This window comes from Thioclava sp. ISO4, from assembly GCF_058105145.1.
Window position 1 is genome coordinate 1,342,919 of the sequence record NZ_CM176571.1, and the last position, 26,838, is coordinate 1,369,756.

A 26,838-nucleotide genomic window follows, 5' to 3' on the forward strand; every position below is an offset into this window, starting at 1 on the left:
TCATGTCATCTGCCAGACGCGGACGGTCAGGGATGCTTCTGCCCCTCGCGTCAGTCGCCCGTTTGGCTGCCTCTCCGAAGATCGCCGATCCGCCGCTCGATCGCATCGAGCCGCAGGAGAACCTCGTCGCGATACGCATCGGTGCGCGTGGTCTCCTCTTCGGAATGGGCGTCCTGCATCGAATTCACGATCAGGCCCACCAGAAGGTTCACCACTGCGAAGGTCGTGACCATGATGAAGGGCACGAAGAAGGCCCAGGCCAGAGGGTGGGTTTCCATCACCGGGCGCACAATGCCCATCGACCAGCTCTCGAGCGTCATGATCTGAAACAGCGAATAGGCTGATTGTCCGAGCGATCCGAACCATTGCGGGAAACTCGCGCCGAACAACTTCGTCGCCATCACGCTCGCGATGTAGAAGATGATGCCCATCAATAGGAACACGCTGCCCATGCCCGGCAAGGCGCTGATCAGCCCCTCGACCACGCGGCGCAGGCGTGGCGCGACCGAAATGATGCGCAAGAGCCTCAGCACGCGAAGCGCCCGGAGCACACTGAAGACCTGCGCGCCGGGCAGAAGCGACACGCCGACAATGGTGAAATCGAAGAGGTTCCAGCCAGACCGGAAGAAGCCCAATCTCTGCACCATGAGCTTAAGTCCAATCTCGATCACGAAAACCGACAGGCATAGCATATCGAGGAGCCGGATCAGATCGCCAGCCAAGGCCATCGCGCGCTCCGACGTCTCCAGTCCTAGAAGCAATGCGTTGAACAGGATCACGCCCGTGATCGTGTTTCTAAAAGTCGATGTGTCGAGCGCCATCGCGATCCGGTCGCGCAAAGTCATACGGTCCCCCTCTTATTGGCGGGAGGGATATGGTTCTTGGACGTAACCATCCGGCGTGGACCGCACATGGGAGCAATTCTCAGGTCGTGCCCTTGGGGGCTTTGGGTTTGCGGGCCCGCGGGGCCCATTTCTTGGCAAGCCGGTTGAAGCGTTCAAGGATGCTGTCGATCCCGGCATCTTCGGCGTCGAAGTCCCCACCGGACCAGGGGAGCATGTCCTCGTGTTACTCGTGATCGGGATCGGCGAGGGCTTCGAGGAACTCCTCGTAGCCCCAGGCACCGCCGACGTCCTCGGGTGGACAGGCACCGGTCGCCTTGAGAAGCCGTGGGTAGATCATGCCGGGGATGGCCTCGTAGACCCGCTCGATACGGATGCTGTGGTCCCAGTCATCGCCGAAGTCATAGATATACTGGATCGTCCTGGCACCGGTGTCCTCGAGCACCTTTTCCAACGTCGTCTTCTTCGCGTCCATGGGGCCGTCGTAGAACCCGTCCGGGTCGGGCACGCCCCAACCGGCATCACCGGCGCGGAACTCGTAGAGGTGGGTATCTGTCCAGCCCATGGCAGCCTGTATGACCGCATGCAGCCGGTCGAGCCTGATCTTCAGCGGCACCTCGATATGGCGCATCGGCTGCGGGTCGACGTCGTTCAGGATGATCCGGAGGCGGGCGATCAGGGTCATGCGGCTATCCTTTGCTCAGCCCGGGCCCAGTTCCAGGGCAATAGATCCGGCACCCGGGAGGCGGTCGTGCCAGGCAACCGGACGAGGACATCGGCGAGCCAGGCCTGAGGGTCGACATCGTTCATCTTGGCGGTGACGATCAGGGAATACATGAAGGCGGCGCGGTCCCCGCCGCGCTCGGAGCCGGCGAAGAGCCAGGACTTGCGGCCAAGGGCGATGCCGCGCAGCGCCCGCTCCGCGGCATTGTTCGTCAGGCAGATCCTGCCGTCCTCGAGGAACCCGGTAAAGGCTGGCCAGCGCTCCGCCTTGAACATGTAGTCGATCGCCTTGGCGACCGGGTTGTGCTTCGACAGCCGGTCGCGCTCGGCACGCAGCCAGTCATGAAGCTCCTCGACCAGAGGCCGGGACAGCTGGTGCCTGGCCGCCTGCCGTTTTGCAGCCGTCAGCCCGTTGATTCCGCGCTCGATGCCGAAGATCGCGTCGATACGGGCCACGGCCTCCAGCGCGACGGGGGAGATGTCATGGGCCGGCTTGCCCTTCCGGGCGTTCCCCTTGATATCGGCGAGCTCGAAGAACTTGCGCCGGGCGTGGCTCCAGCATAGCGCAGACTCGACCGGCCCCGGGTCACGGTCGGCGCGGTAGAGGTCGTTGTAGCCCCCATAGGCATCGGCTTGCAGGATACCCTGCCATCCGGCGAGATGCCGGTTCGGGTTGGTCATTCCTCGGTCGCGGGAGAACTGGAACAGCGCGGCAGGTGGAGCCCCGCCGCCGAAGGGTCGGTCATCCCTGACATAGGTCCAGAGCCGGGCGGTTTTTGTCCCGCCCTTCGCCAACAGCGGCACTGTCGTATCGTCGCCATGCAAGCGGTCGCCATCCAGAACATGGGCACCGATCAACGCATGGATCGGCTCCAGCGCGGCGGCGCAGGCGCCAACCTGGTCGGCGAGCGTCGACAGGCTGAGATCGACGCCTTCCCGGGCATAGCGTTCGGCCTGGCGATTGAGCGGCTGATGCTGTCCGAACTTCTCAAAGAGGATCGTCGCCAGCAGGTTCGGGCCAGCCCATCCGCGCGGCGTGGCGTGGAAGGGCGCCGGCGGTTGGCTGATCTTCTCGCAGGTCCGGCAGGTGAACTTCTCGCGGACGGTCTGGATCACCTTCCACTGCCGCGGGATCACCTCCAACGTCTCGGTGACGTCTTCCCCCATCTTCACGATGCGATCCGAGCCGCAGCAGGAACAGGCCGTGGGCGCCGCGATCACCACGCGCTCGCGCGGCAGATGCTCCGGGAAAGGCTTGCGCGCCGGGCGGCGACGTTTGAGCCCCGCGACGATCGTGGTCTTCGCCAGCTTCTCGGCGGCAATCTCGTCTTCGGTGGCCGCGGCTTCGAGTTCCTCGAGCTGCAATTCCATCTGGTCGATCAGTCGGGCGCGGCGTTCCGAGCTGTGGCCGTATTGCTCGCGTCGGAGCTTGGCGATCTCGAGCCGGAGATGCTTGATCATCGCCTCGGAGGTCGAGACCACCGCCCGGGTCTGCGCTAGCTCGCTCTCGGCGGCCTCGGCACGGGCCTCGGAGGCCGCGAGCGCGGCGCGCAATCTGGCAATCTCGGAAGCGTTGTTCGACATGGCCAAGACCTACCATGCCGGCATCGGAAAGCCCATGCAAATAGGGTCGATGAGGCCAATTTATCCCGCCTTTGCAGGGCGTTGGGTCCAGCGTGGATTGCGCCAGTCGATCCCCTCCAGAAGATAACCGAGCTGGGCCGCGGAGATCTGCACCGCCTCGCCGCTTCCACTGGTCGGCCAGATGAACTTCCCCGCCTCCAGCCGCTTGGTATAGAGCGACATGCCCACCCCGTCGTGCCAGAGAAGCTTGACCAGGTCGCCCTTGCGCCCGCGAAAGCAGAAGATCTCGCCGGCATGCGGATCGCGCCCCAGACCCTGCTGCACCGTCAACGCCAAGGTGTTCATACCGCGCCGCATGTCAGTCACTCCGCCCGCGATCCAGACGCGCACCCCCGCCGGGAACGCGATCATGACGGATCCAGGGCTTGCACGAGGCGCGCCAGCACCATCGGGTCAATCGTGGCCGCCACAGACAGGCGACGGCCATTCGCGAGGGTAATATCTGCCATCAGGACCTCGGCTGTCTCTGGCGTCGGAACCGGTGCAAACGGTCCGCCTTGATCCTCAGCTCCCTCAGGAGCGGCGATGGCCAACGGTGTGAACTGCGGTCGTGCATCGCCGCTCGTCAGCCTGCCTTCGCGGTATTGGCGACGCCAGCGCACCAGCAGGGTGCGGCCAATATCATGACGTCGGGCTGTCTCGGCGACACGCCCTCTACCGCCAAAGCTTTCTTCAACGATGCGCACCTTCTCTTCATCCGTCCAACGCCGACGGCGCCCGGTATCGGTGACAGAAAGGATCTCAATTTCGGGTCTGTATCTATGGTCGGACATAGCTCCGGACCTACGCCGCCTGCCTCAAGTCCGAAAGACGGTCCTCCCCGGAGCCTTACTCTTGGACGGGGGTTGCGCAACCTCACCTTTCAGGATTGAGCACTTCGACGCAGTCGCCGCGCACGATGTCGGCTTCAAGAGGGCACCAGGCGCGTATGACGACAGACTTCAGTATATCAAAGCGCTCGGCTTGCAGGTGATCAGCGCCACTGGAGTGGCCCGGCTTGAGTGTGAGTGCATGACCGGCCTCAGGTCCGCCGCTCGGCTTTGGGATCACGCTCCCGACTATCGCGACAAGCAGTGTGTTCGGTCCGGTGGTGGCAGGCCGGGTGGCCGACAGTGTCGGGCCGATGGCGATGTTCTGGAGACCTGCCGGTCAGGGCGTGCCTTCGCTGGAGGCTAAAGCGGCCAAACAATCAGCAGCAGCGGCAAGCTTACGGCAACGACGATCACCTCGAGCGGCAGCCCAAGCTTCCAGTAGTCGCCGAAGCGAAAACCGCCCGACCCGAGGATGAGTGTGTTGTTCTGATGCCCGATTGGCGTGAGGAAAGCACAAGACGCGCCGATCGCCACGGCCATCAGGAAACTGTCGGGGTTCACTTTTAGCGACGCTGCAATGCCCAGGGCAATTGGACTGAGAACTGCTGCCGTGGCCGCATTATTCATCAAATCGGAGAGAAACATCGTAGTGATCAGGATTGCCGCCAGAGCCGCGATGGCGTTCCCGCGCGCAACAGTTTCGACCAAGAAACGCGCCAGAACATCTGCCGCACCGGTGGTCTGCATCGCGCCAGCCACTGGGATGAGCGATCCCAGCAGGACGATGACAGGCCAGTCGATGGCTGTGTAGACCTGCCTGGGCGGCACGGTTCGCAGCAGCATCGAGCCCAGAACTCCCAAGGTAAAGGCCACGGATGCCGGCAGCAGGCCGAAGGTGGCAATTCCGATAGAGCCAAGCAAGAGCGCGCTGGCGATGATTGCCATGCGCGCATTGGGAAGATGCAATTCGCGCTCTCCCAAAGGCGCGCAGCCGGTCTCGTTCATGAAATCAGCCATGATCTCGGCGGGCCCCTGCAACATCAGCAGATCGCCAGGCTTCAGCTTCAGTGTGCGCAGCCGCGTCCGCGGGGGACGCCCTTCACGTGAGACGGCCAGAAGATTGAGGCCGTAGCGCGTCCGCAGCCGCAGGTCTGTCGCGGACTGCCCGACGATCGTGGAGCCCGGCAGCACCGCGAATTCGCGCAACACGATATCCTCGTCGCGGTCCGAAGGCTTCGTCGCTGCATCGGTGTCGTCGGCGGACTTGTTGCTCTCGGCTTCGTCCTTTTCAGTCTGCGGTGTTGTCTCTCCGGCTTTCCTTTCCGCTCGCGCCGACCCGCTCTCCTCCTCTTCAAGCGTGATGCCGAAGGCCGACAACACTTCGGCCAGCTCTTGAGCCTCGGCCTCCAGGATCAGAACGTCGTCCGCCTGTATGCGCCGTCCGCCATGTGGCGCCGTCATCCGCACGTCGTTGCGGATCAGTCCGATGATCTGGGCGCCGCTTTTTTCAATCCCGCGTTCGAACTTGCGCAGGGTCAGTCCTACGGCCTTGCTTTTATCCGGCACCCGAACCTCGGTCAGATAGCTGCCAGTGTCGAAACCTGCCGTGCTCATCGGTTTGCGCGCAGGCACGATGCGCCATCCCAGAAGCGCGATGAAAGCCACGCCGACGAAGGCGACCGCCACACCTACGGGGGCATAGTCGAACATACCGAACTGCCCCAATCCGGCTTCGGCGCGAAAGCCCGAGACGATCAGGTTAGGCGGTGTGCCGACCAGCGTGGTCATGCCGCCGAGGATCGTGCCAAAGGCCAGGGGCATCAGCATCTGCCCAGGTGTCAGGTCCAGCCGCCCGGCGAGCCGGATCGCGATCGGCATGAGAAGCGCGAGCGCTCCGACGTTGTTCATGAAGCCAGAAAGAACAGCCGAAAGAGCTATGAGCGCCGTCATGCTGGTCAGACGCTTTGCCTCGGAAGGTAGAATTGCCTGCGCCAGCCAGTCTACCGCCCCGGTATTCTGCAAACCCTGACTTAGTATCAGAACGCAGGCCACCGTAATCACGGCAGGATGACCAAATCCCGCAAACGCCGCATCGGCCGGAACCAATCCGGTCAAGACGCAGGCCATCAGCGAGGCCAAGCCTACCAGATCGTGGCGAAGCCTCCCCCATAAGAACAACGAAAGGGTTCCGCCGAGGATCGCGAACAAGGTGACTTGTGGCGCTGTCATCATGGCCTCCTTGCCTCAAAATTAGCAAAGAAGGCGTCCACGATACACGGGGCTATTCATTCATACCTCAAAGCGCTGTCCAAACACCTCCTGCCTGCGAGGATCGCAAGGCCGCCGAAATGAAGCGCATCCCGGCTAGGCCATCCGCCACGCCCGGCAGCAGCCCGAGCGGGCCGGGCTCGCCGCGTTCATGGGCCAGGATCGCGTCAGCCGCCGCGCTGTAGAGATTGCCGAAAGCCTCGAGGAACCCTTCCGGGTGGCCGGCCGGAACACGCGTCATCTCGGTGACCTCGGGTGTTAGGCCCGGCCCGCCCCGAGACAGAAGATACGGGGGCGCTCCGAAGGGGGACACGCGCAAACTGTCGGGCGCAGTCTGCAGCCATTCAAGCCCCGCCGTCTCGCCGTAGACACGTAACTTCAGCCCATTTTCGTTGCCCGGGGAGACTTGGCTGGCCCAGAGCATGCCCTTCGCCCCGCTCGCATAACGGATCAACATCTGCACGTCGTCATCGACCGCGCGATCTGCCACGAAACTGGTGAGTTCGGCGCAGATTTCGCGCGGCTCAAGGCCCGAGACAAAGCTCGCGAGGTTCATTGCGTGGGTGCCGATATCGCCAAGCGAACCCGCTGCGCCGGCCCGCGCGGGATCGGTCCGCCAGACGGCCTGTTTCGCGCCGTCCGTTCCCACCGGCTCGGTGAGCCAGTCCTGCGGATACTCGACCTGTACGACCCGGATGCGTCCGAGCTGTCCGGATTCCACCATCGCGCGGGCCTGTCGCACCATCGCGTAGCCGGTGTAGTTGTGGGTGAGCACGAAGAGCGCGTTTGAGGCGCGCACCTCTTCGGCCAGCGCCTCCGCCTCTTCGAGTGTGCGCGTCATCGGCTTGTCGCAGATCACGTGGATGCCCGCGCGCAGGAAGGCGGTCGCGACAGGCGCATGCATATGGTTGGGGGTCACGATCGACACCGCCTCGATCCCGTCGGGCCGCGCCGCTTCTTCTCGCGCCATCACCTCGAAATCCGCGTAGCTGCGCTTGGGGTCCAACCCCAGTGCCGCCGCGGAGCGATGCGCGCGCGCAGGCTCGGAAGCAAGCGCCCCCGCGACCAGCTCGAACCGGTCGTCGAGCCGGGCCGCGATGCGGTGAACGCCGCCGATGAAGGCGCCTTCGCCCCCACCGACCATGCCGAGGCGCAGTTTGCGATGTTCGTTCGTGTCGTTCACTTCTTGCCCTCCAGCCCGAGAATACGGCGATTGGCCCCTTCGTCGGTGCCCGCCCCTGCGAAATCGTCGAACGCGTGATCGGTCACGCGGATGATATGGCGGGCGATGAACTCCGCCCCTTCGCGCGCGCCGTCCTCGGGATGCTTGAGCGCGCATTCCCATTCAAGCACGGCCCAGCCGTCGAAGTCATGCGCCGCCATCTGCGAGAAAATCCGCCCGAAATCCACCTGCCCGTCGCCAAGCGACCGGAACCGCCCCGCGCGATCCACCCAAGACTGGTAGCCACCGTAGACGCCCTGGCGTCCCGAGGGCACGAATTCCGCGTCCTTGACGTGGAAGGCCCGAATCCGATCGCGGTAGATCTCGAGATGCTCGAGGTAATCGAGCTGCTGCAAAACGAAATGCGAGGGATCGTAGAGCAGGTTGGCACGTTGGTGATTGTCCACCCGGTCGAGGAACATCTCGTAGCTGACCCCGTCATGCAGGTCCTCGCCGGGATGCAGCTCGAAACAGGCATCGACGCCGTTCTCTTCGCAGGCGTCGAGCAGCGGGCGCCAGCGCGCGGCCAGCTCGTCGAAGGCGCTCTCGATCAGCCCCGGCGGGCGTTGCGGGAAGGGGTAGAGGAAGGGCCAGGCCAGCGCGCCCGAGAAGGTCGGCATCGCCGAAAGCCCCATCCGGCGCGAGGCGCGCGCGGCCAGACGGACCTGCTCGCAGGCCCATGCCTGCCGGGCCGCGGGCTTGCCGTGCAGTTCGGGCGGGGCGAAGCCGTCGAGCAGCTCGTCATAGACCGGGTGCGCCGCCACGAGCTGGCCCTGAAGGTGGGTTGAAAGCTCCGTCACCTCCATCCCGTGAGCGGCGACCGTGCCGGTGATCTCGTCGCAGTAATCCTGCGAGCTGGCGGCGCGTTCGAGGTCGATCAGGCGGCGGTCCCATGTTGGGATCTGCACGCCCTTGTAGCCGAGCTCGGCCGCCCAGCCGCAGATCGCGTCGAGACTGTTGAAGGGCGCATCATCGCCCACGAATTGCGCGAGAAAGAGGGCAGGCCCCTTGATCGTCTTCATCTGGGAATACTCCTGTCGGGTCCTTGCAGGCCAAGCGCGAGGGGCCGTTCCCCGCGCTTGGCCGGGTTCAGTCTGGTTTGCGCAAGAGCGCCCGCGCGCCCTCTGGGTCGAGCGCCGGGGCGCGGGTGCAGGTCGTGGTCATTTCCACGAAGCCGCCTTCCTCGCCCGAGCGCAGGATCGCCGTCATGATCTCGATCCCGTGCAGCGCGCGGTCGATGGAACACCGCGCCTCGCGCCCCTCGATCACAGAGAGCGCCATATCGGCAAGGCCCGCCGCGCGATAGTTGGCGACCATGCCATGCGGGTGCTCCTGGTTGGGTTTGCCGAACGGGTGGGCCCAGGGCTCCACGGGCGCGATCTTCCCGTCGCGCCCCGCGATCTCCACCGGGCCGCCGAAGAAGTTCGGATCCGGCAGAAAGAGCGAGCCCTCGGTCCCGTAGAGCTCCATCGGGCCGTGTCGGTGCGCCCAGACATCCCAACTCGTGGACAGGGTGACGGTGGCCCCTTGCGCAAATTCGAGCAACGCATGGATGTTGGTGGGCGTATCGACGTCGATCGTCTCGCCATTGTGCGGCTCGGACGTAATCGTGCGCGTGGGCGTCGCGGTGGAGGTCAGTGCCGCCACGCGTTTCACCGGGCCGATCAGGTTGATCAGGTTCGCAAGGTAATAGGGCCCGAGATCGAGCATCGGACCGCCGCCCGGCTTGAAGAAGAAATCCGGGTTCGGGTGCCAATGCTCCATGCCGTGGCTCATCACATGGGCCGTGCCCGCCGTGATCGTGCCGAGGCGCCCCTCGTCGATCAGCGCGCGTGCCTGCTGATGCGCGCCGCCAAGGAAGGTGTCGGGCGAACTGCCCACCGAGAGACCCTTGGCCTGCGCAAGCTCGCGCAGGGCCTTGCCGTCTTCGGCCGAGAGAACGAAAGGTTTCTCGCTGTAGACATGCTTGCCTGCCTCGAGCGCCGCTTTCGCGACCTCGAAATGCGCCGCCGGGACGGTGAGGTTGATGATGACATCAATCGCGGGGTTCGCGAGGAGGGCCTCCACGCTTTGCGCCTCGACGCCGTATTCCTGCGCGCGCGCCTTGGCGGCCTCCGAGTTCAGGTCGGCGCAGGCGACGAGTTTGATGCCGCGAAAGAGCGGTGCGAATTCGAGATAGGTGGTCGAGATGTTGCCGCAGCCGATGATGCCGATACCGAGTTCAGTGCTCATGCCACGCTCCCTTTTGAGAGCTTGCGTGCGTTGTCGATCGAGCTGCGGGCGAAGCGCGCATCGTCGGACGGGTTGTCATGCTCCATCACGAAATGGGCGGCCTTGCTGTCGCGGCGCAGGGCCTCGAGCAGCTGGGCCCAGTCCATGATGCCGGTGCCCACGTCGGCCCAGCCATCCTCGTCGGCTTTCTCGCCTTCGGGGGCGATATCCTTCACATGGGCCGCGGTGATCCGGTTGCCATACCGCGCGATCCAGTCGAGCGGGTCGGCCCCTCCGCGCGTGATCCAGGCGATATCGGCCTCCCAGTCGAGATCGCCCGCAGCAAGGATATGCTCCATCGGCAGCGTGCCGTCGGCGAGCGGCTTGAATTCGAAATCGTGGTTGTGCCAGCCGAAGCCGAACCCGGCGGCGCGGATCGGGGCGCCAGCGCGGGCGAGCCGAATGCCGAACGCCTCCCAGCCTTTCGCATCGGTGGGTCGGTCATCGGGCATCAGGAAGGGCACGTAGAGCGCCTCCATTCCCAGCGCGCGGGCGATAGCAATTGCACGGTCCGGGTCGGTCTCCACGACATCGAGGCTGAAATGCCCCGTCGGCATCTTCAGCCCCGCCGCGTCGAGCTGCGCGCGGAACGCCGCGAGGCCTTCTGCATCAAGCCCCTCATAGAGCCCGCCGAACCCCTCGACGCTTGCATAACCTGCCTGCGCGAGCATCCCGAGCGTCTGGTCGAGCGGGCCCGCATTGCGCGAGCTGTAAAGCTGGTAACTGAAATCGGTCATATTTCTCTCCTCCTGAGAAAATCGGGGGTGCGCCGATGGCGTGCCGTCCTTTGCGAGCTTGTATGATTTCCTCCCTGAAGTGATCGCGACTCCTCAATCGCGCATCTCGACGTTCTCGGGGGGTATGATTGTATGTAATCGATTGCATTTCACGCTAATCACGCATGTAAACGATTGCAAACATGAATTGTCCGAGTGGATACAGGAGGTGTAGCGCTCTGCGACTGGTGAAGGCGGACCGGCAGGGCCTATAGAGAATGAAATGAAGGGGATGAATGTGAGTGGTGAGTCGGGTGACGGCGGAATGACGGGGGCAGGGGCGAGTGGCCCGCGCCACACGATGGCGGACGTGGCGCGCCGCGCCGGCGTCTCGACCGCGACGGTCTCGCGTGCGCTCACCCGTCCCGATCAGGTCAGCCCCAAGACCCGTGAACTGGTTCATGAGATCGCCGAGGAGCTCGGTTTCCGTCCCAACCTGATCGGGCGTCAACTGCGCGCCCAGGCGGCCAATTCGCTGCTGATCCTCGTGCAGGACCTCGAAAACCCGTTCTACGCCGAACTGATCAAGGGCGCGGAATATGTCGCACGGGAGCGTCAGTTTTCGGTGATGGTGGGCGGAACGGATGGGCTCGAAGACGTCGAACGTCTCTATGCCGAGCAATATCTGGGGCGGCGCGTGGACGGCCTGATCCTGTTGACCGGCCATCTGCCTGCGGGCCTCTCGCGCAAGATGGCCGAGCAAGGTCCGGTTGTGCTGGTGTCAGAGGACAATCCTGGACTCGCGCTCTGCGCGGTGCTGGTGGACAATGTCGGCTGGGCCGCGCAGGCGGTGGCCCATCTTCATGCGCTGGGACATCGCCGGATCGCGCATCTGTGCGGCCCGATGGCGCGGATCATCAGCCGCGAGAGGCGCGAGGGGTATCGGCGCGCTCTCTCGCAGGCAGGGCTGCCGGCGGATCCCGCCCTCGAAGCACCGGGCGATTTCAGTTTCGAGACCGGGCGGCGCGCAACCCGCGCCCTGCTTGCCCTGCCGGATCCGCCAACCGCAATCTTCTGCGCCAATGACGAATCCGCCCTGGGTGCGATCCGTGCCGCACAGCAAGCCGGTCTGGACGTGCCCCGCGACCTCTCCGTCATCGGCTTCGATGACACGATGCTGGCCGAGATCTCCGACCCTCCGCTCACGACAATTCGCCAGCCGCGCCAGCAAATGGGAGCGGTCGCGGCCGAGATGGTGATCGACATGCTCGAAAACGGTCCGGGGCAGTGCGCCCGCCGGATACTCGACTGCGAACTTGTCGAGCGCGGCACTGTCGCCGCACGGCACATGAAAAGCTGAGGCGCGATCCGCCCCTTCAAATCCTTTCGATGTCGTTGGTCGAGCAACTCCGGGCCTTGGGCCGCCATCATGTTCCCCGCAGCGCAGATGTTCCGGCTTGAAAGGCCTCCGCAGCGGCGCGTAGCTTGAACGCGAAGACCCAACCCCCGGAGGCCCTATGCGCTGGTTCTTTCGTGCTCTCGCTCTCATCGTCCTGATCGCCCTGAGCATCGGGGGGGCGCTCCTGCTGATCCCGTCGAAGAAGATCGCCCAGATCGCCGAGGCGCGGTTCGAGGCCGCGACCGGGCGCAAGATGACGCTGAGCGGTTCGGTTCATGCGACGATCTGGCCGCAGCTTGGCGTGCGCACGGGGCCGGTCGAGATCGCGAATGCGGATTGGTCAAAGGACGGGCCGATGCTCTCGGCCAAGGGGCTCCAGATCGGTGTTGATCCGGGCGCCCTGATCGGCGGTGAAATCCGCGTCTCGAAGGTCGACGTGCTCTCGCCGAACATCCTGCTCGAACGGCGCAAGGATGGGACAGGGAACTGGGAGTTCACGCCACCGAACGCGGCCACCAGCGCCCAGACTGCGAGCCCGAGCCCGGGCGAGGGTGGCGGGGTGACAGCTTTCAGTCTCGACAAAGGGGAAATCAGCGATGGATCGGTGAGGTGGATCGATCATGCAAGCGGCCAGCGCCTTGCGCTCACCGGCATCGATGCGAGCCTCGCGCTTCCGTCCTTTGATGGTCCAGCGCGCCTGAACCTGACCGGGCAGGTCAACGGAAAGGCATTGAAAGCGAAAGGCACGCTCGGAAGTTTCGCGTCCTTCCTTGCGGGCGATCCGGCCCCCACCGATCTTGCGCTGAGCCTCGACGCGTCGTCGATCGATTTCAAGGGCACGTTCGGGACGGCCCCCTTGGCGGCGAAAGGTGCGCTCACTGCGAACGTCAAGGACCCGGCCGCGCTGGCGGCAATCTTCGCGCAGGCCGCGCCGGATCTGCCGAAAGGGCTCGGGCGTGACACGATTACTGCGACGGGCGACGTGACCCTGGGCGCGGATGGCGCCATGCAGCTGCGCGACGGCAAACTCACGCTCGACGGCAATGCGCTGAGCGTGGCGGGCGATCTCTCCTTCGCGAAAGGCAAGCCGCGGATCGATGCCCAGATCAATGCGGGTGCCCTTGATCTCTCGGCGCTGGCTGGTTCGGGCGCGGATGGATCGGGCGGGTCCTCCTCCGGCTCTGGCTCTGGCGCCAGCGGTTGGTCGAACGCGCAGATCGACGCCTCGGGCCTGCGGGCGCTGGATGGCAAGATCGCGCTCGATGCGAGCTCCATCGATTTCGGCACTGCCAAGCTGGGCCCGACCAAAGCGCAGATCACGATCGACAACGGCCGCGCGGTGGCGGATCTGCGTCAGGTCTCGGCCTATGGCGGCAGCGTCACCGGGCAAGTGGTGGCCAATGCGCGCAGCGGGTTCTCTGCCTCCGCCGATCTGGTGGCAAAGGGCGTCTCGATGCAGCCGCTTCTGAGCGATCTGGCCGATTACACGCGGCTCGATGCGAAGGCGGATCTGGCGGTGAAGCTGCTGGCCTCGGGCAACAGCCAGGCCGCGCTGGCGCGCTCGCTTTCGGGCTCGGGCGATGTCGCCTTCGGCAAGGGGGCGCTGGAGGGGCTCGATCTGGTGGGGATGCTGCGCACGCTCGATTTGAACTACGTGGGCGAGGGGGCGAAGACGATCTTCGATCAGATCACCGCGAGCTTCACCATCGCCAACGGGGTGCTGTCGAATGACGACCTCGCACTGAAAGCGCCGCTTCTGAGTGCTGCGGGCAAGGGCCGCGTCGATATCGGGGCGCAGAGCCTTGACTACACGGTCACGCCGACCGCGCTCAGCAAGGCCGATGGCACGGGCGGGGTGAAGGTGCCGCTCTCGATCACGGGTCCCTGGGCGAAGCCGAAATTCGGCCTCGATATGAAGGCGCTCTCGGGCGACAAGGTCGATGCGGCGAAGCAGGACCTGAAGGCGAAAGCGGACGCCGAGATCGCCAAGAAGCTCGGGATCACGCCGCAGGAGGGGCAGAGTACCGAGGATGCCGCGAAGCAGAAGCTCAAGGAGGAGGCCGCGAAAGGTCTGCTGAAGCTCTTCAAGTAGGTGGGCAGCCACGCCCGAGTGGTCCGGTTTCGCATGCTGGCGCATGTGCGTTTCCGAGGCTCCTCGAGGCGAGGGTTTCAAACGCCGTAAACGGTTCTGCTCAGCCGCCCCAGGTCCGCTCGAGAGCCGCCAGCCAGTTGCCATGCGCGAGCTTCTCGATCAGCGCCTCGCCATAGCCATGCGCACGCATCGCCTCGATCAGGCGCGGCAGCCCCGCCGCATCACCCAGATCGGGCGGGATCGCCGCGCCGTCGAAATCAGACCCTAGCCCGACCCGTTCCTCGCCCAGTTTGTCGATCAGGTAATCGAGATGGCGCAGCATCGGGTCGAAGCCGGCGAAGGGTTCTGCCTTGCCGTCCTCGCGCAGAAACCCGAGCGCGTAGTTGAGCCCGACCATGCCATCGCTTTCGCGGATCATCGCGAGCTGCCGATCGGTGAGGTTGCGCGACGAGGGGCAGAGCGCATGCACGTTGGAATGGGTGGCGACCAGCGGCGCATCGGACAGCGCCGCGACATCGTCGAAGCCCTTCTCGTTCAGATGGCTCAGGTCGATCATGATCTTCAGCCGGTTGCATTCCGCCACCAGCCGCTTGCCCGCCTCGGTCAGCCCGTCGCCGGTATCGGGCGAGGACGGGTAGGCGAAGGGCACGCCATGACCGAAGGCCGTCGGGCGCGACCAGACCGGTCCGAGCGAGCGCAGCCCCATCGCGTGCCAGACATGCAGCGCATCAAGGTCGGGCCCGATCGGCTCGGCCCCCTCGAAATGCAGGATCGCGGCGATCTTGCCGTCCGCGATCGCGGCGCGGATATCAGCGACCGAGCGGCAGATTTTCAGACTGCCCTCGCGCTCCATCCACATCAGGTGGCCGACCATCTTCATCGCGACCGGCAGCGCATCCTCGAAGGGGATCGCCTCGGGCAGCGGCAGCGAAAAGGGCGGATTGCGGATGATCGCGCCGAAATCGGGATCGTCATGGGCGACCGGCGAGGGGATGTAGACCGCGAAAAACCCGCCCGCGAAACCGCCCGCGCGCATCCGCGGCAGGTCGAGCTGGCCCTTGCCGGTGTCGCTCAGCCAGGTCGTCTCGCGGGCCTCGGGATCGCGCAGCAGGCGAAGGAGGAAATCGTTATGACCGTCGAAGACCGGGACCGGGGCGCTCATGCGAATTCATCCTCTTTCGTGTAGCCCGCAGACGCTTTCTAGAGCTTGCGGGTGTAGTGGGTTTCGGCGCGGTGAGCGCGCAGGATGGCGCGGGTAAGTTCCGCCACCGCGAGACTGTCTGACCCGCCCCCCGCGGAATCCCTATCCATAATGTAGAGGTTGCGCCATCCTGCGCCGCTCTCACAGTGCCGCGATCTCCACGCTTACCAGCCGGTCGCGTAGCCGTGCCGTGACCCGGATCGTGCCCGCATCGCCGGTCAGCCGCAGCCAGCAGCCCGTGGCGCCGCCCTGAAGAACGGGGCAGTCGGGGCCGATCAGCGTGGCCGGGCCCTCGACGGTCAGGAAGACCGGCTCGTTGAGGAAATGCAGCTTGTTGCCCGCCTGATCGCGGGCGCGGATCATCACCCGGACCTCCTCGCTCGGATCGGCCTCGGTGACGTCTGGCGCCAGTTCGAGCCGGTCGAGCATCGCCTCGTCGGGGTCGCGCTGACAGGCATAGGCGAAGGCCGCGAATTTCGGCTCGCGGAATATCGACATCGCGCCGTGATGCAAATCCGGTCGCCCGCGCCGAAATCCTTGTGGGTGTTGTAGTCGAACTTGCACCAGCCGATGCAGCCATCCTCCCGATGGACCCGAGGCCGGCCATGCACTACCACTCAAAACGGATCACTCAGGTGGGGCTGATCAGGGCCTTCCCCGAGCGCATTCACGTGATTGAAGGAGAAAGACTATGAGTGACCCGGCTCCCGACTGGATCGCCGCCGATTGGGGCACCACGCATCTGCGCCTCTGGGCGATGCGCGGGCGTGAGGTGCTCGACCGACGGAGCTCGGAGCAGGGGATGGGCAAGCTCACCCCCGCCGAGTTTGGCCCGGTGCTGGAAGACGCCGTCGCAGGCTGGGGCGCGGCCCTGGTCGTGACCTGCGGCATGGTCGGCTCGCGTCAGGGCTGGGCCGAGGCGCCTTACGCGCCGGTGCCCTGCGCCGCCCGGCCGCGCCTCGTACGGGTGCCGGATCACGCGGCGCGCCCCGTCTATATCGCCTGCGGCCTGCGTCAGGACAGCCCGCCCGACGTGATGCGCGGCGAGGAGACCCAGATCGCGGGCTTCGGGCTGCGCACGCCCGATTTCGAGGGCACGATCTGCCTACCGGGGACCCATACGAAATGGGTGGCTCTGCGCGCGGGCCGGATCGAGCGGTTCCGGAGCTGCATGACCGGCGAGATCTACGGCCTGCTCGCGCATCGCTCGGTGCTGCGCCACACGATCGGGGAAGGCTGTCAGGACATGGCCGCGTTAGATGCTGCGGTGGCCGAGGCGCTGGCCGATCCGGCGGCCGCCTATGGCGCGCTGTTCGCGCTGCGCGCCGGGGCGCTCTTGGGCGCGCAATCGCCCGAGACCGCCGCCGCGCGCCTCTCGGGGCTGCTGATCGGTTGGGAACTGGCCGCCACGCGCGATCTATGGCAGGGCCAGCCCGTCGCGCTGATCGGAAGCCCCGTTCTCAGCCCGCTCTATACCCGGGCGCTGGCCGGTTGCGGCATCCACGCTGCCAGCCATGACGCCGAAGACGTGACCCTTGCGGGGCTCTATGCCGCGCGCCAGACCATCGGAGCTGACACATGAGCCGACCCATCATCGCCATCCTGCGCGGGATCACCCCCGCCGAAGCCCTCCCCGTCTGCGAGGCGCTGATCGCCGAGGGCGTCACCCGGATCGAGGTGCCGCTGAACTCGACCGACCCGCTCGACAGCATCGCCGCGATGGTGGAGCGCTTCGGCTCCGACGCGCTGATAGGGGCGGGGACGGTCCTGACCACGGATCAGGTCGCCGCCGTCGCCGCAACCGGTGCGAAGCTGATCGTCTCGCCGAATTGCAACACGGAGGTGATCGCCGCTTCCAAAGCTGCAGGGCTGCAGAGCTTTCCCGGCGTGATGACCCCGACAGAGGCCTTCGCGGCGCTCGCCGCAGGCGCCGATGGGCTCAAGCTGTTTCCGGGCGAACTGATCGGGCCAGTTGGTCTAAAGGCGATGCGCGCGGTGCTGCCGCCCGAGGTGCCGCTTTATGCGGTGGGCGGTGTTTCGGTCCAGAACATGGCCGAATGGCACGAGGCGGGCGCGGCAGGCTACGGCATCGGTTCGTCGATCTACAAACCGGGCGACAGCGTGGAAACCGTGGCCGAGAAGGCCCGCGCGCTGGTCGCGAGCTATGACGAGGTCTGCGCGGCATAAGCTTCGAGATGTACGACGCCCGCGCCTGTTTCCTTGGCGAGGGGCCGTTCTGGCATCCCGAACGCGGTCAACTGTTCTGGTTCGACATCCTCGCGGGTCGGATGCTCAGCCGCGACGCGACCGGGCCTCGGGAATGGGCGATCGGTCAGATGGCCTCCGCTGCGGGCTGGGTCGATGCCGAGACGCTGGTGATCTCGACCGAGACCGGGCTGCGCCGCTTCGACATCGCCTCGGGCGCGCATGAGCCGCTCGCCGCGATCGAGGCTGATCGCACCGACACCCGTTGCAACGATGGCCGGGCCGATCCGATGGGGGGCTTCTGGGCCTCGACCATGGGCAAGGGGGCGGAGAAGGGCGCGGGTGCGATCTATCGCTATTTCGAGGGCAAGGTGGAGCGGCTCTTCGCCGAGATCACGATCCCCAATTCGATCTGTTTCGCGCCGGACGGCCGACGCGCCTATTTCGCCGACACCCCGACCGGAAAGATCATGACCGTCGTGCTCGACCCGCAGGGCTGGCCCGAGGGGGCGCCGGAAATTTTCGTCGATCTAACCGCGGAGGGGCTGAACCCCGACGGCGCGCAGACCGATGCCGAGGGTGCGCTCTGGAGCGCGCAATGGGGGCAGGGCGCGTAGCGCGCTACCTGCCCTGACGGGTGCTTCGACCGGGCGATCGCAGTCGGCGGGCGGCACAGCTCCTGTCCCGCTTTCGGCGGGCCGGAATTTACCAGGCTTTTCGTCACCACCGCGCAGGAGGGGATTGAGACGCCGGACATGGCGCAAGGCCGGGTCTATTGCGCGCCCGCCGGGGCCGCGGGGCGCGCAGAGCCCGCGGTGCGGTTACGTGGGTGAACGCGTTTTCGGGGGGGGCGCCTGCGTCCAATGCGATCTGAGATCTCGGCTGCGCCTCCTCGAAAGAGGGCGTAGCGCTCGTCAACTTCGGAGGGCGTCGCTTGCGGCGCTCAGGTGTCTTCGGTCACGCATTGCCAAGGATGGTCGGCGAGGCGCACCACCTCGTGCACCGTGTTCCGTGAGATCCGCAGCTCTCGGCAAATCTACTTGCTCGACTTGTTCGGCATTGTCCTCGAACCAATGGCGGCTAAATGCCTCAATTCTGAAAATACGCCAGCCGGATCTTCGCGATCGTCTCCACAGCCGATATCCCACACTGTGTTCCCCGATGACCCCGGGGCATCATCTACATCAGTGTTAAGGGTGGGATGCCGTTTCCCCCGCTACAGGGACAAAATTGTATGCCTGTTCACACTAGAAACGCCGAAACCGGATCAAAATCATGTTCGGTAGGCTCAAGGGTAGGCGGCGCCTGGCGGCCCGCTGCGATAGATGCCCGAAGGTATTCCTCTCTGCTATAGCCCTCGCCGCGACAGTCCTCTTCTGGCTTTGAGACCTGAGCCTAACGACCTGACGGTTTTTCTTTCCTTCTTTCATCGAGCCAGAAAATCTTCGCCGATTGGAGGCGATTTTTCGGTATTTGGCGCGCTTCAGCTGTGCTTCGGTTGTCCACAGTTTTCCGAGAAGAGGTGGCACAAAAAGCCTGAAAATTTACGCAGCCTCCAATATGCTTGTTCTAGCCGTGGCGCCTAAGGTTCGGCATTTTTCTTTGGAAAGGTTGTCTCATGAAAGACTTCGAACGCGATCTACATCTACCCAGAGCTCCTGAGGTTGGCATTGACCCCCGTCCCATTTCTTTAGCTCTCGGGATGAGCAATGAGGCGGTGATTGATCTTGGTCGATCTTCTACCGTCCTAGATGACTTTGTGGCGGGCGTGGTGCTGGATCTGTCTGATCCCAATGGCTTCAAGATTGTCCATAATCGGGCCGAAGCCATCGCGGTCCGCCGCAACGTGATCTCAAACCTACCTCCACTCACGATTATTCCGCGTTTGGTGTTTTCCGCCTCTCTTGTTGAGGAAAAGGGAGCTGAAAACGAGTGCCACACCCCTCTTTTTTATGAAGTTGACTCCGATGGCGTCTTCGATGGATATGTTTTCTTCGACATGCGGCAGTTTCCTCGCGTCCGAGTATTCCGCCTTAGTTATTTTACGGTCGAGCGTTTTCTTCTTGAGGAGAGGCTGAACGACAAGCCTTTCACGGAGAGAGAATTCGATTTTCTCATCCAAGGTAAATTTCGACCCTAGAAGATCCTTCGCTGAGCTCGCAGGGACGTGCTCGGCATAGTGCATGCTCCCCGATTTTGGCGTAATGCGAATGTCTTTTGGCTGAGTGGCAAGGCATCGGAGCCGGTGTGGCCGTTATTTTCTTGAGCCAGGAAATGGAAGCTTGTTGCAAAGGCGACTGCCGTGTTTGCATCTACGTGGACAGTGGTCTTAGAAATGCCGAAAGCTTGGGCTTCTGGTGATTAGCCTCGCGTTTCTTAGATGGCTTGCAGACAATCGTATCCTTGTTCGCTATGCCCCACCGGACCGCGGGCGCAGAGGATAAGTGAACGGGGCTCCAAAGGACCACTGGGAGCGGAAATAGGGCGGCAAGAGTGAAGACGAGCTCAGCTGGCGTCAGGACAGTCCGGAGATATCGCTCGAACTGGGCGAACTTGCCAGTTTTACGTCTCTCTGCCCGGTGATCGACGTTGGTGGAGGAACCTCAAGGGTTGTCGATGGCCTGTTCGCCCTTGATGTGCGCGACATTTCCCTGTTCGACCTGTCTGAGTTTGTGCTCGGCGCCCAGCGCGGCTGGGCTGCGCGGCGCCGATGTGGCGTGTATCGTCGCGGATATAACCACTTGGTCACCTGAGTGGGACTATGGCCTGTGGCATGACCGGATGATCCGCGGCGTGCTGGATCTCTTGGTGAGGGCCGGCCAAGTCGCGGTTGGGATAACGGATCTGCGTCTTCGCATGCCGTCTTGCTAAACCGTGGCAAGGCGAAGGTTCCAAGGGGGCCTAATTGGTATTTCGCACTATCCACCGGAGATGAGGCAAGTCAGGCTGACGCAGCGCAATGCGTCACACGAAGGGGGCACAATGCTGCTAACGAGGCTTCTCTACGCATCGAAACATGAGCCATTGGCCGCCGGAGAGCTGGATCGACTTCTCGATCGATCCCGCATCAACAACCTTCGCGACAAGATAACTGGCGCGCTGGTTGTCGACGATCACTGGTTCATGCAAGTGCTCGAGGGCGAGCGATCTGCGGTCGCCGGAACGTTCATGCGCATCATGCAGGACAATCGGCACACAGAGGTCCAATTGATATGTGCAGCAGATGCGAACATGCGCATGTTCGCTGACTGGAGCATGCACCATATCCAAGCGTCACGTATCAAGGCGGAGATAGTCGAGCGCCATACGGTCAATGGCGCTTTCGAGCCGTCCGCGCTGTCCGCTAGATCGTGCACGGAACTCTGTCGCGCGCTTGTAGATACTGACTGTGACCTGCCACTGAACTTTCATCCAGCCGCGACCGGAGCCCGGTTGGTGTTTACGCCGATCGGCGCAGGTTGAGCAATCGCCCGACGCGCGGAGCTATCATCTCGCGCAGCGGGGCGGGCGATTGCGGTGGTCAGGGCCCGCGCGTAGTCAGCCGGTGTCTGGTAGTCCAAGGCCGAGTGCGGGCGTTCGGTGTTGTAGTCGGCAGCCCAAGCGGCGATCACGATCCGCGCGTGGGCCAGGTTTCGGAACATGGTCTCGTTGAGCAGCTCGTCCCGCATCCGCCCGTTGAAGCTCTCCACGAAGCCGTTCTGCATCGGCTTGCCCGGGGCGATGTAGTGCCACTCGATCCGGTGCGCGGTAGCGAAGGTTAAGATTGCATTACTGGTCAGTTCGGTGCCGTTGTCAGAGACGATCATCCCCGGCTTTCCGCGGCGTTCGATCAGGGCAGTCAGTTCACGAGCCACACGGCGCCCCGAGATCGAGGTGTCCGGGATCGCCGCGAGGCACTCCCGGGTGACATCGTCGACCACGTTGAGCACCCGGAAACGCTGACCGTTGGCGAACTGGTCGTGAACGAAATCCAACGACCATCGCGCATTGGGCCGCGCCTCGACCAGGATCGGGGCTCGCGTCCCGACAGCCTTGCGCCGTGCCTTTCGTTTGCGCACCGTCAGGCCTTCTTCGCGGTAGAGCCGGTAGATCCGGTTGATCCCCGAGGCTTCTCCCTCGCGCCGCAGCAGCACGAAGAGCCGCCGATAGCCGAACCGCCGACGCTCGTTGGCCAGCTCCCGCAACCGCCCGCGCAGCACCGTGTCCGGCGCACGCTGCGTCTGGTAGCGGACCATCTTGCGATCCGCCCCGGCAATCCGGCACGCCCGCCGTTCCGAGAGCCCGAACTGGGCCTTCAGATGCGCGACCGCCTCGCGCTTCAAGGCAGGCGTTACCACTTTTTTGAAACCAGTTCCTTCATCGCCGCTAAGTCCAGCATCTGCTCCGCCAGCAGCTTCTTCAGCTTGGCGTTCTCGTCTTCGAGCGTCTTCAGCCGCTTTGCCTCCGGCACCGTCATGCCGCCGAACTTCGCCTTCCAGTTATAGAAGGTCCCTTCCGACATGCCGTGCTTGCGGCACAAGTCCGCGCACTTCGCGCCTGCCTCGTGTTCGGCCAGGATGCCGATGATCTGCTCGTCCGTGAATCTCGTTCGCTTCATTGTCCGTCCTCAAGTTGGGTCGGACTCTAATCGATGGTGGAGGAAAAATCCCGTGGCAGGTCAACTGGGGGCCGTGATCGCCTAAGGGCGAGCGAGGCATTGCTTTGGCCGAGAGCGTTCGAAGATCTGGAATTCCCGGTCGTCGCCACGTTCGCGGAAGCGGCCTATCATCAGAGCGTTCGTGAGCCTCCTGGTGTCCGGACTTGTAGGCAAGTCGCGCCGCGTGAGTCCGTGTCGCCTCAGGATCCTAGCTAAAATTGCATCCCGATCAGACGTAGGACCTTTGCACCTCGGGGCGCCAAGTTGGTCCCTGTTCTTGCTATCAATAGAGGCGAATTCGGCCCAGAGCCGACATTCGAGACTGCTGCAGAGAATCTCCGCCATGTGGCCGAATGCTGGCTGTCGCGAAGGGCCGGGGCCCAGTTGTAACCATGCCATAAGACAGGCATACATGGGGACGGACGACGAGAGATTGCCGGATGCACAGGAGACGTCTCATGAAGCCAGCAGAAGATCCTGCAGCTTCACTCCTCGGAGATGTGGGCGCCGTGTTCCGCGTTTCGATCGGTATTGTGGTGATCTTCGTCATTGCCGCCGCTATCGCCCCGGAGGCCATTCGCCGGGTCGCCCAAGCGATCCTGCACGCTACAGCGACCAATATTGGCTGGATGTACCTTCTGGTGACGACCAGCTTTGTCGGTTTCATGCTGTTCTTGGCCGTCTCGCGCTTCGGAACGATCAAGCTTGGCGCTGCAGACGATCCGCCTGAGTTCCCTTTCGCGAGTTGGCTTGCAATGATTTTTTCCGGCGGCATGGGTGTCGGGCTTGTCTTCTGGGGTGTGGCCGAACCGATGATGCACTTCAACCAGCCACCGCTTGGGGCCGGCTTGCCGCGCACGGCCGATGCCGCCCAGAGCGGCATGCGCTTCGCTTTCTTCCATTGGGGACTGCATCAATGGGGAAACTTCGCCTTGGTGGGCCTCGCGATCGCATATGTCCGGTTCCGTCACGAAAGTCACGGCCTCATCAGCGAGACGTTTCGATCCCTGCTCGGGGATCATGTGGACTCTGGATGGGGCAAGGCCATTGACGTGCTCACCGTGGTTTCGACGGTTTTTGGGGTGGCAACGACGCTTGGTCTCGGCGCGCTTCAGATCAACAGTGGAATAGCACGCCTGGCCGGGGTGCCATACGGGTTTTCGGCGCAGTTCGTGATTGTCGCCATTGTCGGAGGGCTTTTCATGGTCTCGGCGATGACACCTCTCGACCGTGGCGTCCGACTTCTGAGCAACGCCAACATGCTTCTCGCCGCCGCGTTGCTCATACTGGTGCTGGCGTTCGGTCCCACGTCTTTCATTTTCGGGGTGTTGACCCAGACCGTGGGCGAGTACCTCGGAAACGTCCTGCAGATGAGCCTTGTCACCTCACCCTATTCCACCGGAGCGTGGGTCGAGCAATGGACGCTCTTCTACTGGGCCTGGGGGCTGAGCTGGGCACCGTTCGTCGGCAGTTTTATCGCGCGTATCTCGCGCGGGCGGACGATCCGAGAATTCGTCTTGGGTGTTATGATCGTGCCAGTGGCGCTCAGCATGCTGTGGTTCGCGACTTTCGGAGGCGCTGCCATTCATTTCGAGATCTACGAGCATGCCGGTATTGCCGATGCAGTGGCCAAGGAAGTGCCGGCTGGTCTCTATGTTCTGCTTGAGCAACTACCCGGCGGCACGATTCTAACGGTCGCGTCAATCGCGCTTGTGGGGATGTTTCTCGTGACATCGGCCGACTCTGCCACCTTCGTGTTGGGCATGTTCACGTCCAAGGGCGTGCTCAACCCCACACGGGCAGTGCGACTTCTCTGGGGCACATTGCAGCTTTTGATGGTGGTGGTTCTGCTGCTGACAGGTGGCCTTGAGAGCCTGCGGGCAGTGTCCATCATCGCGGCCTTTCCGTTCATGATCCTGATGATCTTAATAGCAATATCTCTCTATCGGGATCTTGCGAAGGAGATTGCGGCACAAGATGCGAAAGCCAGCCTCCTCGAAGCGCGGATTGAACGCCTTCTCATGCGGGAATCCGAACGCGAAGCGGCCGAGAAGTCGGCGGCGGAAGTGCATCCCACGGTCCCCGAAGAATGCAACATGCAGGAACAGGTCGACAGCGACAAGAAAGGCGAGGAGAAAGGAACTGGTAGTTAATCGCACTTTTGAAAAATCAAAGCGCTACAGCTCTCGCATCTTGACAGTGATAGCGATCGGAAGCGGCCCGAAGTGGACCATCAAACCATTCGCAGCGAATGACCGGAACGGGTTCAAAATGCGATTCCGGGGCCTTCTTGTCGACAGCCTTATATCGACGAATCGTTGCACGAGCAGAACGCGATCTGGACGAAGCTGCGATAAGGCGAGGGCATAAGAATCTTGGAGAGCCCGTCATCATCAGTAGCGACTGTTTTCCTATGGAGCCTCAAAAACAAGCACCGCGGCGCCGAAAAGCGCCGCGGTGTCTTCGTTTAGGCCTGTGAGCGCTCAGAACTTCGCGCTCAGAACTTCGCGTTGAAGGAAAGCTGCAGCGCGTGGCTCTCATAGTCGCTCGAGAAGGTCCCCGAGATCCCGGCATGCAGGCTGGAGGAGAACGTCCCGGTCTGGCCGAGCGGCACATCGATCCCGAGGTCCGCGGTCACCCAGTTCATGTTGAAGCCGTCGACCGGGGTTGCGCTGGAGGGCAGCCCGACGAAGGCGGTCTGAACGAGCTGATCGTCGCCGCTGACCTTGTTGTATTTGATCGCGCCGGACAGGGTCGGAGCCTGTGCGCTCGACGACAGCGCATATTGGCCGCGCATCCCGGCGGAAGCGACGATAACAGTCCCGGATTGATCCCCGACGGACAGGTTCCACGCGCCGGCGCCGGTTTCATCGAAGCCGTCCACCGAGAGGTGATACAGTTCGAACGAACCGGTCGGACCGTAGCGGAAGCGGTCTTGGCCGAACATGTACTCGGCATCGACCGCGCCGAAGACCTGATGGCCATCCGTGCTCGCCCGTGCGGTCGATCCCATGACATTGCGGCTCATGTCGTAGGAAAGATCCTGATAGCCGATCATGAACTGCGCCGCGCCGCCATTGCCGAAGGCCGTCCGCGCGAAGCCACCGACGAAGCCGCCGGAGCCATCGACGCTGCCACGGTTTTGATCGGCGTCGGACGTGCCGTCCGAGTAGCCGCCGAAGACGCCGACCGAGACTTGATTGTCGACGAACTTCTCGCCACCGAGCATCATGTAATGCGAGTTGACGTCATAGCCGATCGCATTGGTGGTGCGGTCGTAATTGGCTTTCTGCGCACCCGCCGAGACGAAGGCATAGGTGTCGTCCCCGATCTTCCACGAGGTCGGCCCGCCCATCGTCGAAAGCGTGACCGATCCGTTTTGCGTCTGCGCAACCGGACGACCGATCCCTTTCGTGATGTTCTGCCCGAATTCGAAGCCGACAGCGCTGAAGGCGGGCAGGAAGCTGTAACCCGTCGTCTCAAGCATGTCGTTGCGCGCGACCGGATCCTCGATCGCCATGATGTCGCTGATCGCGGTCTGATAGGTCCCTGCGTTCCCGATATCGAGATAGGGGATGTTGGCGGCCGCATCGAGGCGACCGGCGGTTGCGAACTGGTAGGGGGTCGCGGTCTGCTCGACGATCGGCGCGAAGATCGGCGCGATGCGCATCGTGACGTTGCTGCCCGCTACATCGCCGAGATCGATGATGTAGTTCAGGTTGAGGTTGCGAAGGTCTTCGACCACGTCCTGCGTATAGAGGCCATTGGCCTGCATCGCCGCGACGATATCGGCAGGCACGGCGCCGCCGCCGGTATAGCCGAGATCCGCGACCGTCACGCCCAGCGAGTCGGCCATCGCCTGCAGCTTGTCATCCAGATAGGTCGAGCTGTCGACGCCCAGATTGCCATACTGCCACTGGTCGGCGCTCAGGTTGTACCACGCGATGAGCTGGTCCTCGTCCGAGGCGACAGGCGTGCCGGTCGCGTCCCAGAAGAAGGCTTTCGGCAGCATGCTGTTGTCGATCAGAGAGTTGCCGAAATAGGTGGCCAGAACGCTATTCGACAGGTCCGTCGCGTCGAGCGTGTTGGCGTTGTTCACGATCGTCATCTCGGCGGAGGTGCTGTCGAAGAAGCCGATACCTGCCTCTTCCTGACCGCCATCGCCGAAGAGCCCGTCGGGCAGGTTGAACTTCGAGTTGTAATCGGGATCGAAGAGTGCCGCGGTCGTGGGATCGGCCGTATCGAAGGGGGTGAAGCTGTCACCCGACCCGGTGCCGAGCTGCACCTTGAAGGCCAGAATACGGGCGCCGGTGAGGTTCGAGGTCTTGCCGTAGGTGTAGTATTCCGTGATGCCGCTGCTCGATTGCGTCGAGAGCATGATATCCATCGGCGTCGGGCCGGTCAGCTGCGTCTTCACCCGTTTGCCCGAGCCGGGAGGGGCCGTGCAGGTGAAATCCGGCGTGTTCGCCATCAGGCAGTTGGTGATATCCTTCGGATTGTTCGTGTTGGGAAAGTCGGCGTTGATATCCCCCGTCACGGCCTTGAGGCCGGGCGGCTCCACGCCTTCCGCCGGATCGGAGAAGATAAGCCCATCGCCGGTCACGCTGATGACGGGCGCGTCATCAAATGTGCCCGACCAGGCCGGATTCCCGAGGCACAGAAGCAAAGCCGCCGGCGCTACGGTTCTTTTCAAATTGGTGAGTAGTGTATGCGTCATTGTTTATCCCCATTCCCAAGGCGATCGCCACGATAAAATTCGCACGCGAAACAAGCAACTCTTCACTCGATCGTACTGACGATATGTCCG

Annotated in this window: 23 protein-coding genes and 1 pseudogene; 9 read left to right on the top strand and 15 right to left on the bottom strand. The window is 63.5% G+C overall.

Annotated elements, in window-relative coordinates; all coding sequences use genetic code 11:
• Positions 1-50 precede the first annotated feature (50 nt).
• From AC2TZ7_RS06805 to AC2TZ7_RS06855, 11 genes are all read right to left on the bottom strand, one after another.
• Positions 51-845 (bottom strand): ion transporter, encoded by a 795-nt coding sequence (locus AC2TZ7_RS06805; protein ID WP_489866342.1) that lies wholly within the window; start codon positions 843-845, stop codon positions 51-53.
• A gap of 79 nt (positions 846-924) precedes the next feature.
• Positions 925-1,059, bottom strand: a complete 135-nt coding sequence (locus AC2TZ7_RS06810) for a hypothetical protein (protein ID WP_489866343.1) — start codon at positions 1,057-1,059, stop codon at positions 925-927.
• Between the two features lie 9 nt (positions 1,060-1,068).
• A complete protein-coding gene (locus AC2TZ7_RS06815) occupies positions 1,069-1,527 on the bottom strand; it encodes a plasmid pRiA4b ORF-3 family protein (RefSeq protein WP_489866344.1) in 459 nt (152 codons plus the stop codon).
• A complete protein-coding gene (gene tnpC / locus AC2TZ7_RS06820; RefSeq protein ID WP_489864353.1) occupies positions 1,524-3,149 on the bottom strand; it encodes an IS66 family transposase in 1,626 nt (541 codons plus the stop codon). Before tnpC ends, AC2TZ7_RS06815 begins: the two co-directional genes overlap by 4 nt.
• A 60-nt stretch (positions 3,150-3,209) precedes the next feature.
• Positions 3,210-3,560 carry an IS66 family insertion sequence element accessory protein TnpB gene (gene tnpB, locus AC2TZ7_RS06825; RefSeq protein WP_009803441.1) on the bottom strand — a complete coding sequence of 117 codons (351 nt, stop codon included), beginning with the start codon at positions 3,558-3,560 and terminating at the stop codon, positions 3,210-3,212.
• Positions 3,557-3,982 carry an IS66-like element accessory protein TnpA gene (gene tnpA / locus AC2TZ7_RS06830; RefSeq protein ID WP_489864689.1) on the bottom strand — a complete coding sequence of 142 codons (426 nt, stop codon included), beginning with the start codon at positions 3,980-3,982 and terminating at the stop codon, positions 3,557-3,559. Before tnpA ends, tnpB begins: the two co-directional genes overlap by 4 nt.
• Positions 3,983-4,381: 399 nt before the next feature.
• Positions 4,382-6,250, bottom strand: coding sequence for an SLC13 family permease (locus AC2TZ7_RS06835; protein ID WP_489866345.1), 1,869 nt, complete (start codon positions 6,248-6,250; stop codon positions 4,382-4,384).
• Positions 6,251-6,317: 67 nt separating this feature from the next.
• Positions 6,318-7,433 (bottom strand): Gfo/Idh/MocA family protein, encoded by a 1,116-nt coding sequence (locus tag AC2TZ7_RS06840; RefSeq protein WP_489866793.1) that lies wholly within the window; start codon positions 7,431-7,433, stop codon positions 6,318-6,320.
• A gap of 35 nt (positions 7,434-7,468) precedes the next feature.
• The gene (locus AC2TZ7_RS06845) at positions 7,469-8,533 is read right to left on the bottom strand and encodes a sugar phosphate isomerase/epimerase family protein (RefSeq protein ID WP_489866346.1); all 1,065 of its coding nucleotides are present in this window, start codon (positions 8,531-8,533) and stop codon (positions 7,469-7,471) included.
• A gap of 67 nt (positions 8,534-8,600) precedes the next feature.
• Positions 8,601-9,743 carry a Gfo/Idh/MocA family protein gene (locus AC2TZ7_RS06850; RefSeq protein WP_489866347.1) on the bottom strand — a complete coding sequence of 381 codons (1,143 nt, stop codon included), beginning with the start codon at positions 9,741-9,743 and terminating at the stop codon, positions 8,601-8,603.
• Positions 9,740-10,519 carry a sugar phosphate isomerase/epimerase family protein gene (locus AC2TZ7_RS06855; protein ID WP_489866348.1) on the bottom strand — a complete coding sequence of 260 codons (780 nt, stop codon included), beginning with the start codon at positions 10,517-10,519 and terminating at the stop codon, positions 9,740-9,742. Before AC2TZ7_RS06855 ends, AC2TZ7_RS06850 begins: the two co-directional genes overlap by 4 nt.
• 277 nt (positions 10,520-10,796) lie before the next feature.
• On the opposite strand from AC2TZ7_RS06855, the gene AC2TZ7_RS06860 reads away from it, so the two are divergent.
• Positions 10,797-11,858, top strand: a complete 1,062-nt coding sequence (locus tag AC2TZ7_RS06860) for a LacI family DNA-binding transcriptional regulator (protein WP_489866349.1) — start codon at positions 10,797-10,799, stop codon at positions 11,856-11,858.
• 157 nt (positions 11,859-12,015) lie between these two features.
• Positions 12,016-13,989 (top strand): AsmA family protein, encoded by a 1,974-nt coding sequence (locus tag AC2TZ7_RS06865; RefSeq protein WP_489866350.1) that lies wholly within the window; start codon positions 12,016-12,018, stop codon positions 13,987-13,989.
• Between the two features lie 100 nt (positions 13,990-14,089).
• Here AC2TZ7_RS06865 and AC2TZ7_RS06870 read toward each other — a convergent pair whose 3' ends face one another.
• Entirely contained in the window at positions 14,090-15,151 is a 1,062-nt protein-coding gene (locus AC2TZ7_RS06870; protein WP_489866351.1) for a dipeptidase, read from the bottom strand.
• Positions 15,152-15,331: 180 nt separating this feature from the next.
• Entirely contained in the window at positions 15,332-15,688 is a 357-nt protein-coding gene (locus AC2TZ7_RS06875) for a hypothetical protein (RefSeq protein ID WP_489866352.1), read from the bottom strand.
• A gap of 193 nt (positions 15,689-15,881) precedes the next feature.
• Here AC2TZ7_RS06875 and AC2TZ7_RS06880 point away from each other — a divergent pair, with 193 nt between their 5' ends.
• The 6 genes and pseudogenes from AC2TZ7_RS06880 to AC2TZ7_RS06905 all read left to right on the top strand — a co-directional run bounded on the left by AC2TZ7_RS06880 (position 15,882) and on the right by AC2TZ7_RS06905 (position 20,857).
• Positions 15,882-16,772, top strand: coding sequence for a 2-dehydro-3-deoxygalactonokinase (locus AC2TZ7_RS06880; RefSeq protein WP_489866353.1), 891 nt, complete (start codon positions 15,882-15,884; stop codon positions 16,770-16,772).
• The gene (locus tag AC2TZ7_RS06885; protein WP_489866354.1) at positions 16,769-17,377 is read left to right on the top strand and encodes a 2-dehydro-3-deoxy-6-phosphogalactonate aldolase; all 609 of its coding nucleotides are present in this window, start codon (positions 16,769-16,771) and stop codon (positions 17,375-17,377) included. The genes AC2TZ7_RS06880 and AC2TZ7_RS06885 overlap by 4 nt, the downstream gene beginning before the upstream one ends.
• Positions 17,378-17,385: 8 nt before the next feature.
• On the top strand, positions 17,386-18,012 hold the full coding sequence (locus AC2TZ7_RS06890; protein ID WP_489866355.1) for an SMP-30/gluconolactonase/LRE family protein: 627 nt from the start codon (positions 17,386-17,388) through the stop codon (positions 18,010-18,012).
• A 634-nt stretch (positions 18,013-18,646) separates the two neighbouring features.
• Positions 18,647-18,781: pseudogene (locus AC2TZ7_RS06895) on the top strand (transposase); the annotation flags it as partial.
• A gap of 232 nt (positions 18,782-19,013) precedes the next feature.
• Positions 19,014-19,535, top strand: a complete 522-nt coding sequence (locus tag AC2TZ7_RS06900; protein ID WP_489866356.1) for a hypothetical protein — start codon at positions 19,014-19,016, stop codon at positions 19,533-19,535.
• A gap of 842 nt (positions 19,536-20,377) precedes the next feature.
• Positions 20,378-20,857, top strand: coding sequence for a BLUF domain-containing protein (locus AC2TZ7_RS06905; RefSeq protein ID WP_489866357.1), 480 nt, complete (start codon positions 20,378-20,380; stop codon positions 20,855-20,857).
• On the opposite strand, the gene AC2TZ7_RS06910 is transcribed toward AC2TZ7_RS06905, so the two are convergent.
• A protein-coding gene (locus tag AC2TZ7_RS06910) for an IS3 family transposase (protein ID WP_143593954.1) occupies positions 20,803-21,992 on the bottom strand; the annotation gives its coding sequence in 2 pieces (ribosomal slippage) (positions 20,803-21,740 and positions 21,740-21,992; 1,191 coding nt in all). The genes AC2TZ7_RS06905 and AC2TZ7_RS06910 overlap by 55 nt on opposite strands.
• 497 nt (positions 21,993-22,489) lie before the next feature.
• Between AC2TZ7_RS06910 and AC2TZ7_RS06915 the strand changes: the two genes are divergently transcribed.
• A complete protein-coding gene (locus AC2TZ7_RS06915; RefSeq protein ID WP_489866358.1) occupies positions 22,490-24,184 on the top strand; it encodes a BCCT family transporter in 1,695 nt (564 codons plus the stop codon).
• Between the two features lie 344 nt (positions 24,185-24,528).
• Here AC2TZ7_RS06915 and AC2TZ7_RS06920 read toward each other — a convergent pair whose 3' ends face one another.
• Complete coding sequence (locus tag AC2TZ7_RS06920) at positions 24,529-26,748, bottom strand: choice-of-anchor F family protein (protein ID WP_489866359.1); 2,220 nt, start codon at positions 26,746-26,748, stop codon at positions 24,529-24,531.
• Between the last annotated feature and the right edge of the window lie 90 nt (positions 26,749-26,838).

Excerpts from the sequence above, each read along its gene's own strand:
- AC2TZ7_RS06805 (WP_489866342.1), bottom strand. The coding sequence starts at position 845 with ATGACTTTGCGCGACCGGATCGCGATGGCGCTCGACACATCGACTTTT.
- AC2TZ7_RS06810 (WP_489866343.1), bottom strand. The coding sequence starts at position 1,059 with ATGCTCCCCTGGTCCGGTGGGGACTTCGACGCCGAAGATGCCGGGATC.
- AC2TZ7_RS06815 (WP_489866344.1), bottom strand. The coding sequence starts at position 1,527 with ATGACCCTGATCGCCCGCCTCCGGATCATCCTGAACGACGTCGACCCG.
- tnpC (WP_489864353.1), bottom strand. The coding sequence starts at position 3,149 with ATGTCGAACAACGCTTCCGAGATTGCCAGATTGCGCGCCGCGCTCGCG.
- tnpB (WP_009803441.1), bottom strand. The coding sequence starts at position 3,560 with ATGATCGCGTTCCCGGCGGGGGTGCGCGTCTGGATCGCGGGCGGAGTG.
- tnpA (WP_489864689.1), bottom strand. The coding sequence starts at position 3,982 with ATGTCCGACCATAGATACAGACCCGAAATTGAGATCCTTTCTGTCACC.
- AC2TZ7_RS06835 (WP_489866345.1), bottom strand. The coding sequence starts at position 6,250 with ATGACAGCGCCACAAGTCACCTTGTTCGCGATCCTCGGCGGAACCCTT.
- AC2TZ7_RS06840 (WP_489866793.1), bottom strand. The coding sequence starts at position 7,433 with ATGGTCGGTGGGGGCGAAGGCGCCTTCATCGGCGGCGTTCACCGCATC.
- AC2TZ7_RS06845 (WP_489866346.1), bottom strand. The coding sequence starts at position 8,533 with ATGAAGACGATCAAGGGGCCTGCCCTCTTTCTCGCGCAATTCGTGGGC.
- AC2TZ7_RS06850 (WP_489866347.1), bottom strand. The coding sequence starts at position 9,743 with ATGAGCACTGAACTCGGTATCGGCATCATCGGCTGCGGCAACATCTCG.
- AC2TZ7_RS06855 (WP_489866348.1), bottom strand. The coding sequence starts at position 10,519 with ATGACCGATTTCAGTTACCAGCTTTACAGCTCGCGCAATGCGGGCCCG.
- AC2TZ7_RS06865 (WP_489866350.1), top strand. The coding sequence starts at position 12,016 with ATGCGCTGGTTCTTTCGTGCTCTCGCTCTCATCGTCCTGATCGCCCTG.
- AC2TZ7_RS06870 (WP_489866351.1), bottom strand. The coding sequence starts at position 15,151 with ATGAGCGCCCCGGTCCCGGTCTTCGACGGTCATAACGATTTCCTCCTT.
- AC2TZ7_RS06875 (WP_489866352.1), bottom strand. The coding sequence starts at position 15,688 with ATGTCGATATTCCGCGAGCCGAAATTCGCGGCCTTCGCCTATGCCTGT.
- AC2TZ7_RS06880 (WP_489866353.1), top strand. The coding sequence starts at position 15,882 with ATGAGTGACCCGGCTCCCGACTGGATCGCCGCCGATTGGGGCACCACG.
- AC2TZ7_RS06885 (WP_489866354.1), top strand. The coding sequence starts at position 16,769 with ATGAGCCGACCCATCATCGCCATCCTGCGCGGGATCACCCCCGCCGAA.
- AC2TZ7_RS06890 (WP_489866355.1), top strand. The coding sequence starts at position 17,386 with ATGTACGACGCCCGCGCCTGTTTCCTTGGCGAGGGGCCGTTCTGGCAT.
- AC2TZ7_RS06900 (WP_489866356.1), top strand. The coding sequence starts at position 19,014 with ATGAAAGACTTCGAACGCGATCTACATCTACCCAGAGCTCCTGAGGTT.
- AC2TZ7_RS06905 (WP_489866357.1), top strand. The coding sequence starts at position 20,378 with ATGCTGCTAACGAGGCTTCTCTACGCATCGAAACATGAGCCATTGGCC.
- AC2TZ7_RS06915 (WP_489866358.1), top strand. The coding sequence starts at position 22,490 with ATGAAGCCAGCAGAAGATCCTGCAGCTTCACTCCTCGGAGATGTGGGC.
- AC2TZ7_RS06920 (WP_489866359.1), bottom strand. The coding sequence starts at position 26,748 with ATGACGCATACACTACTCACCAATTTGAAAAGAACCGTAGCGCCGGCG.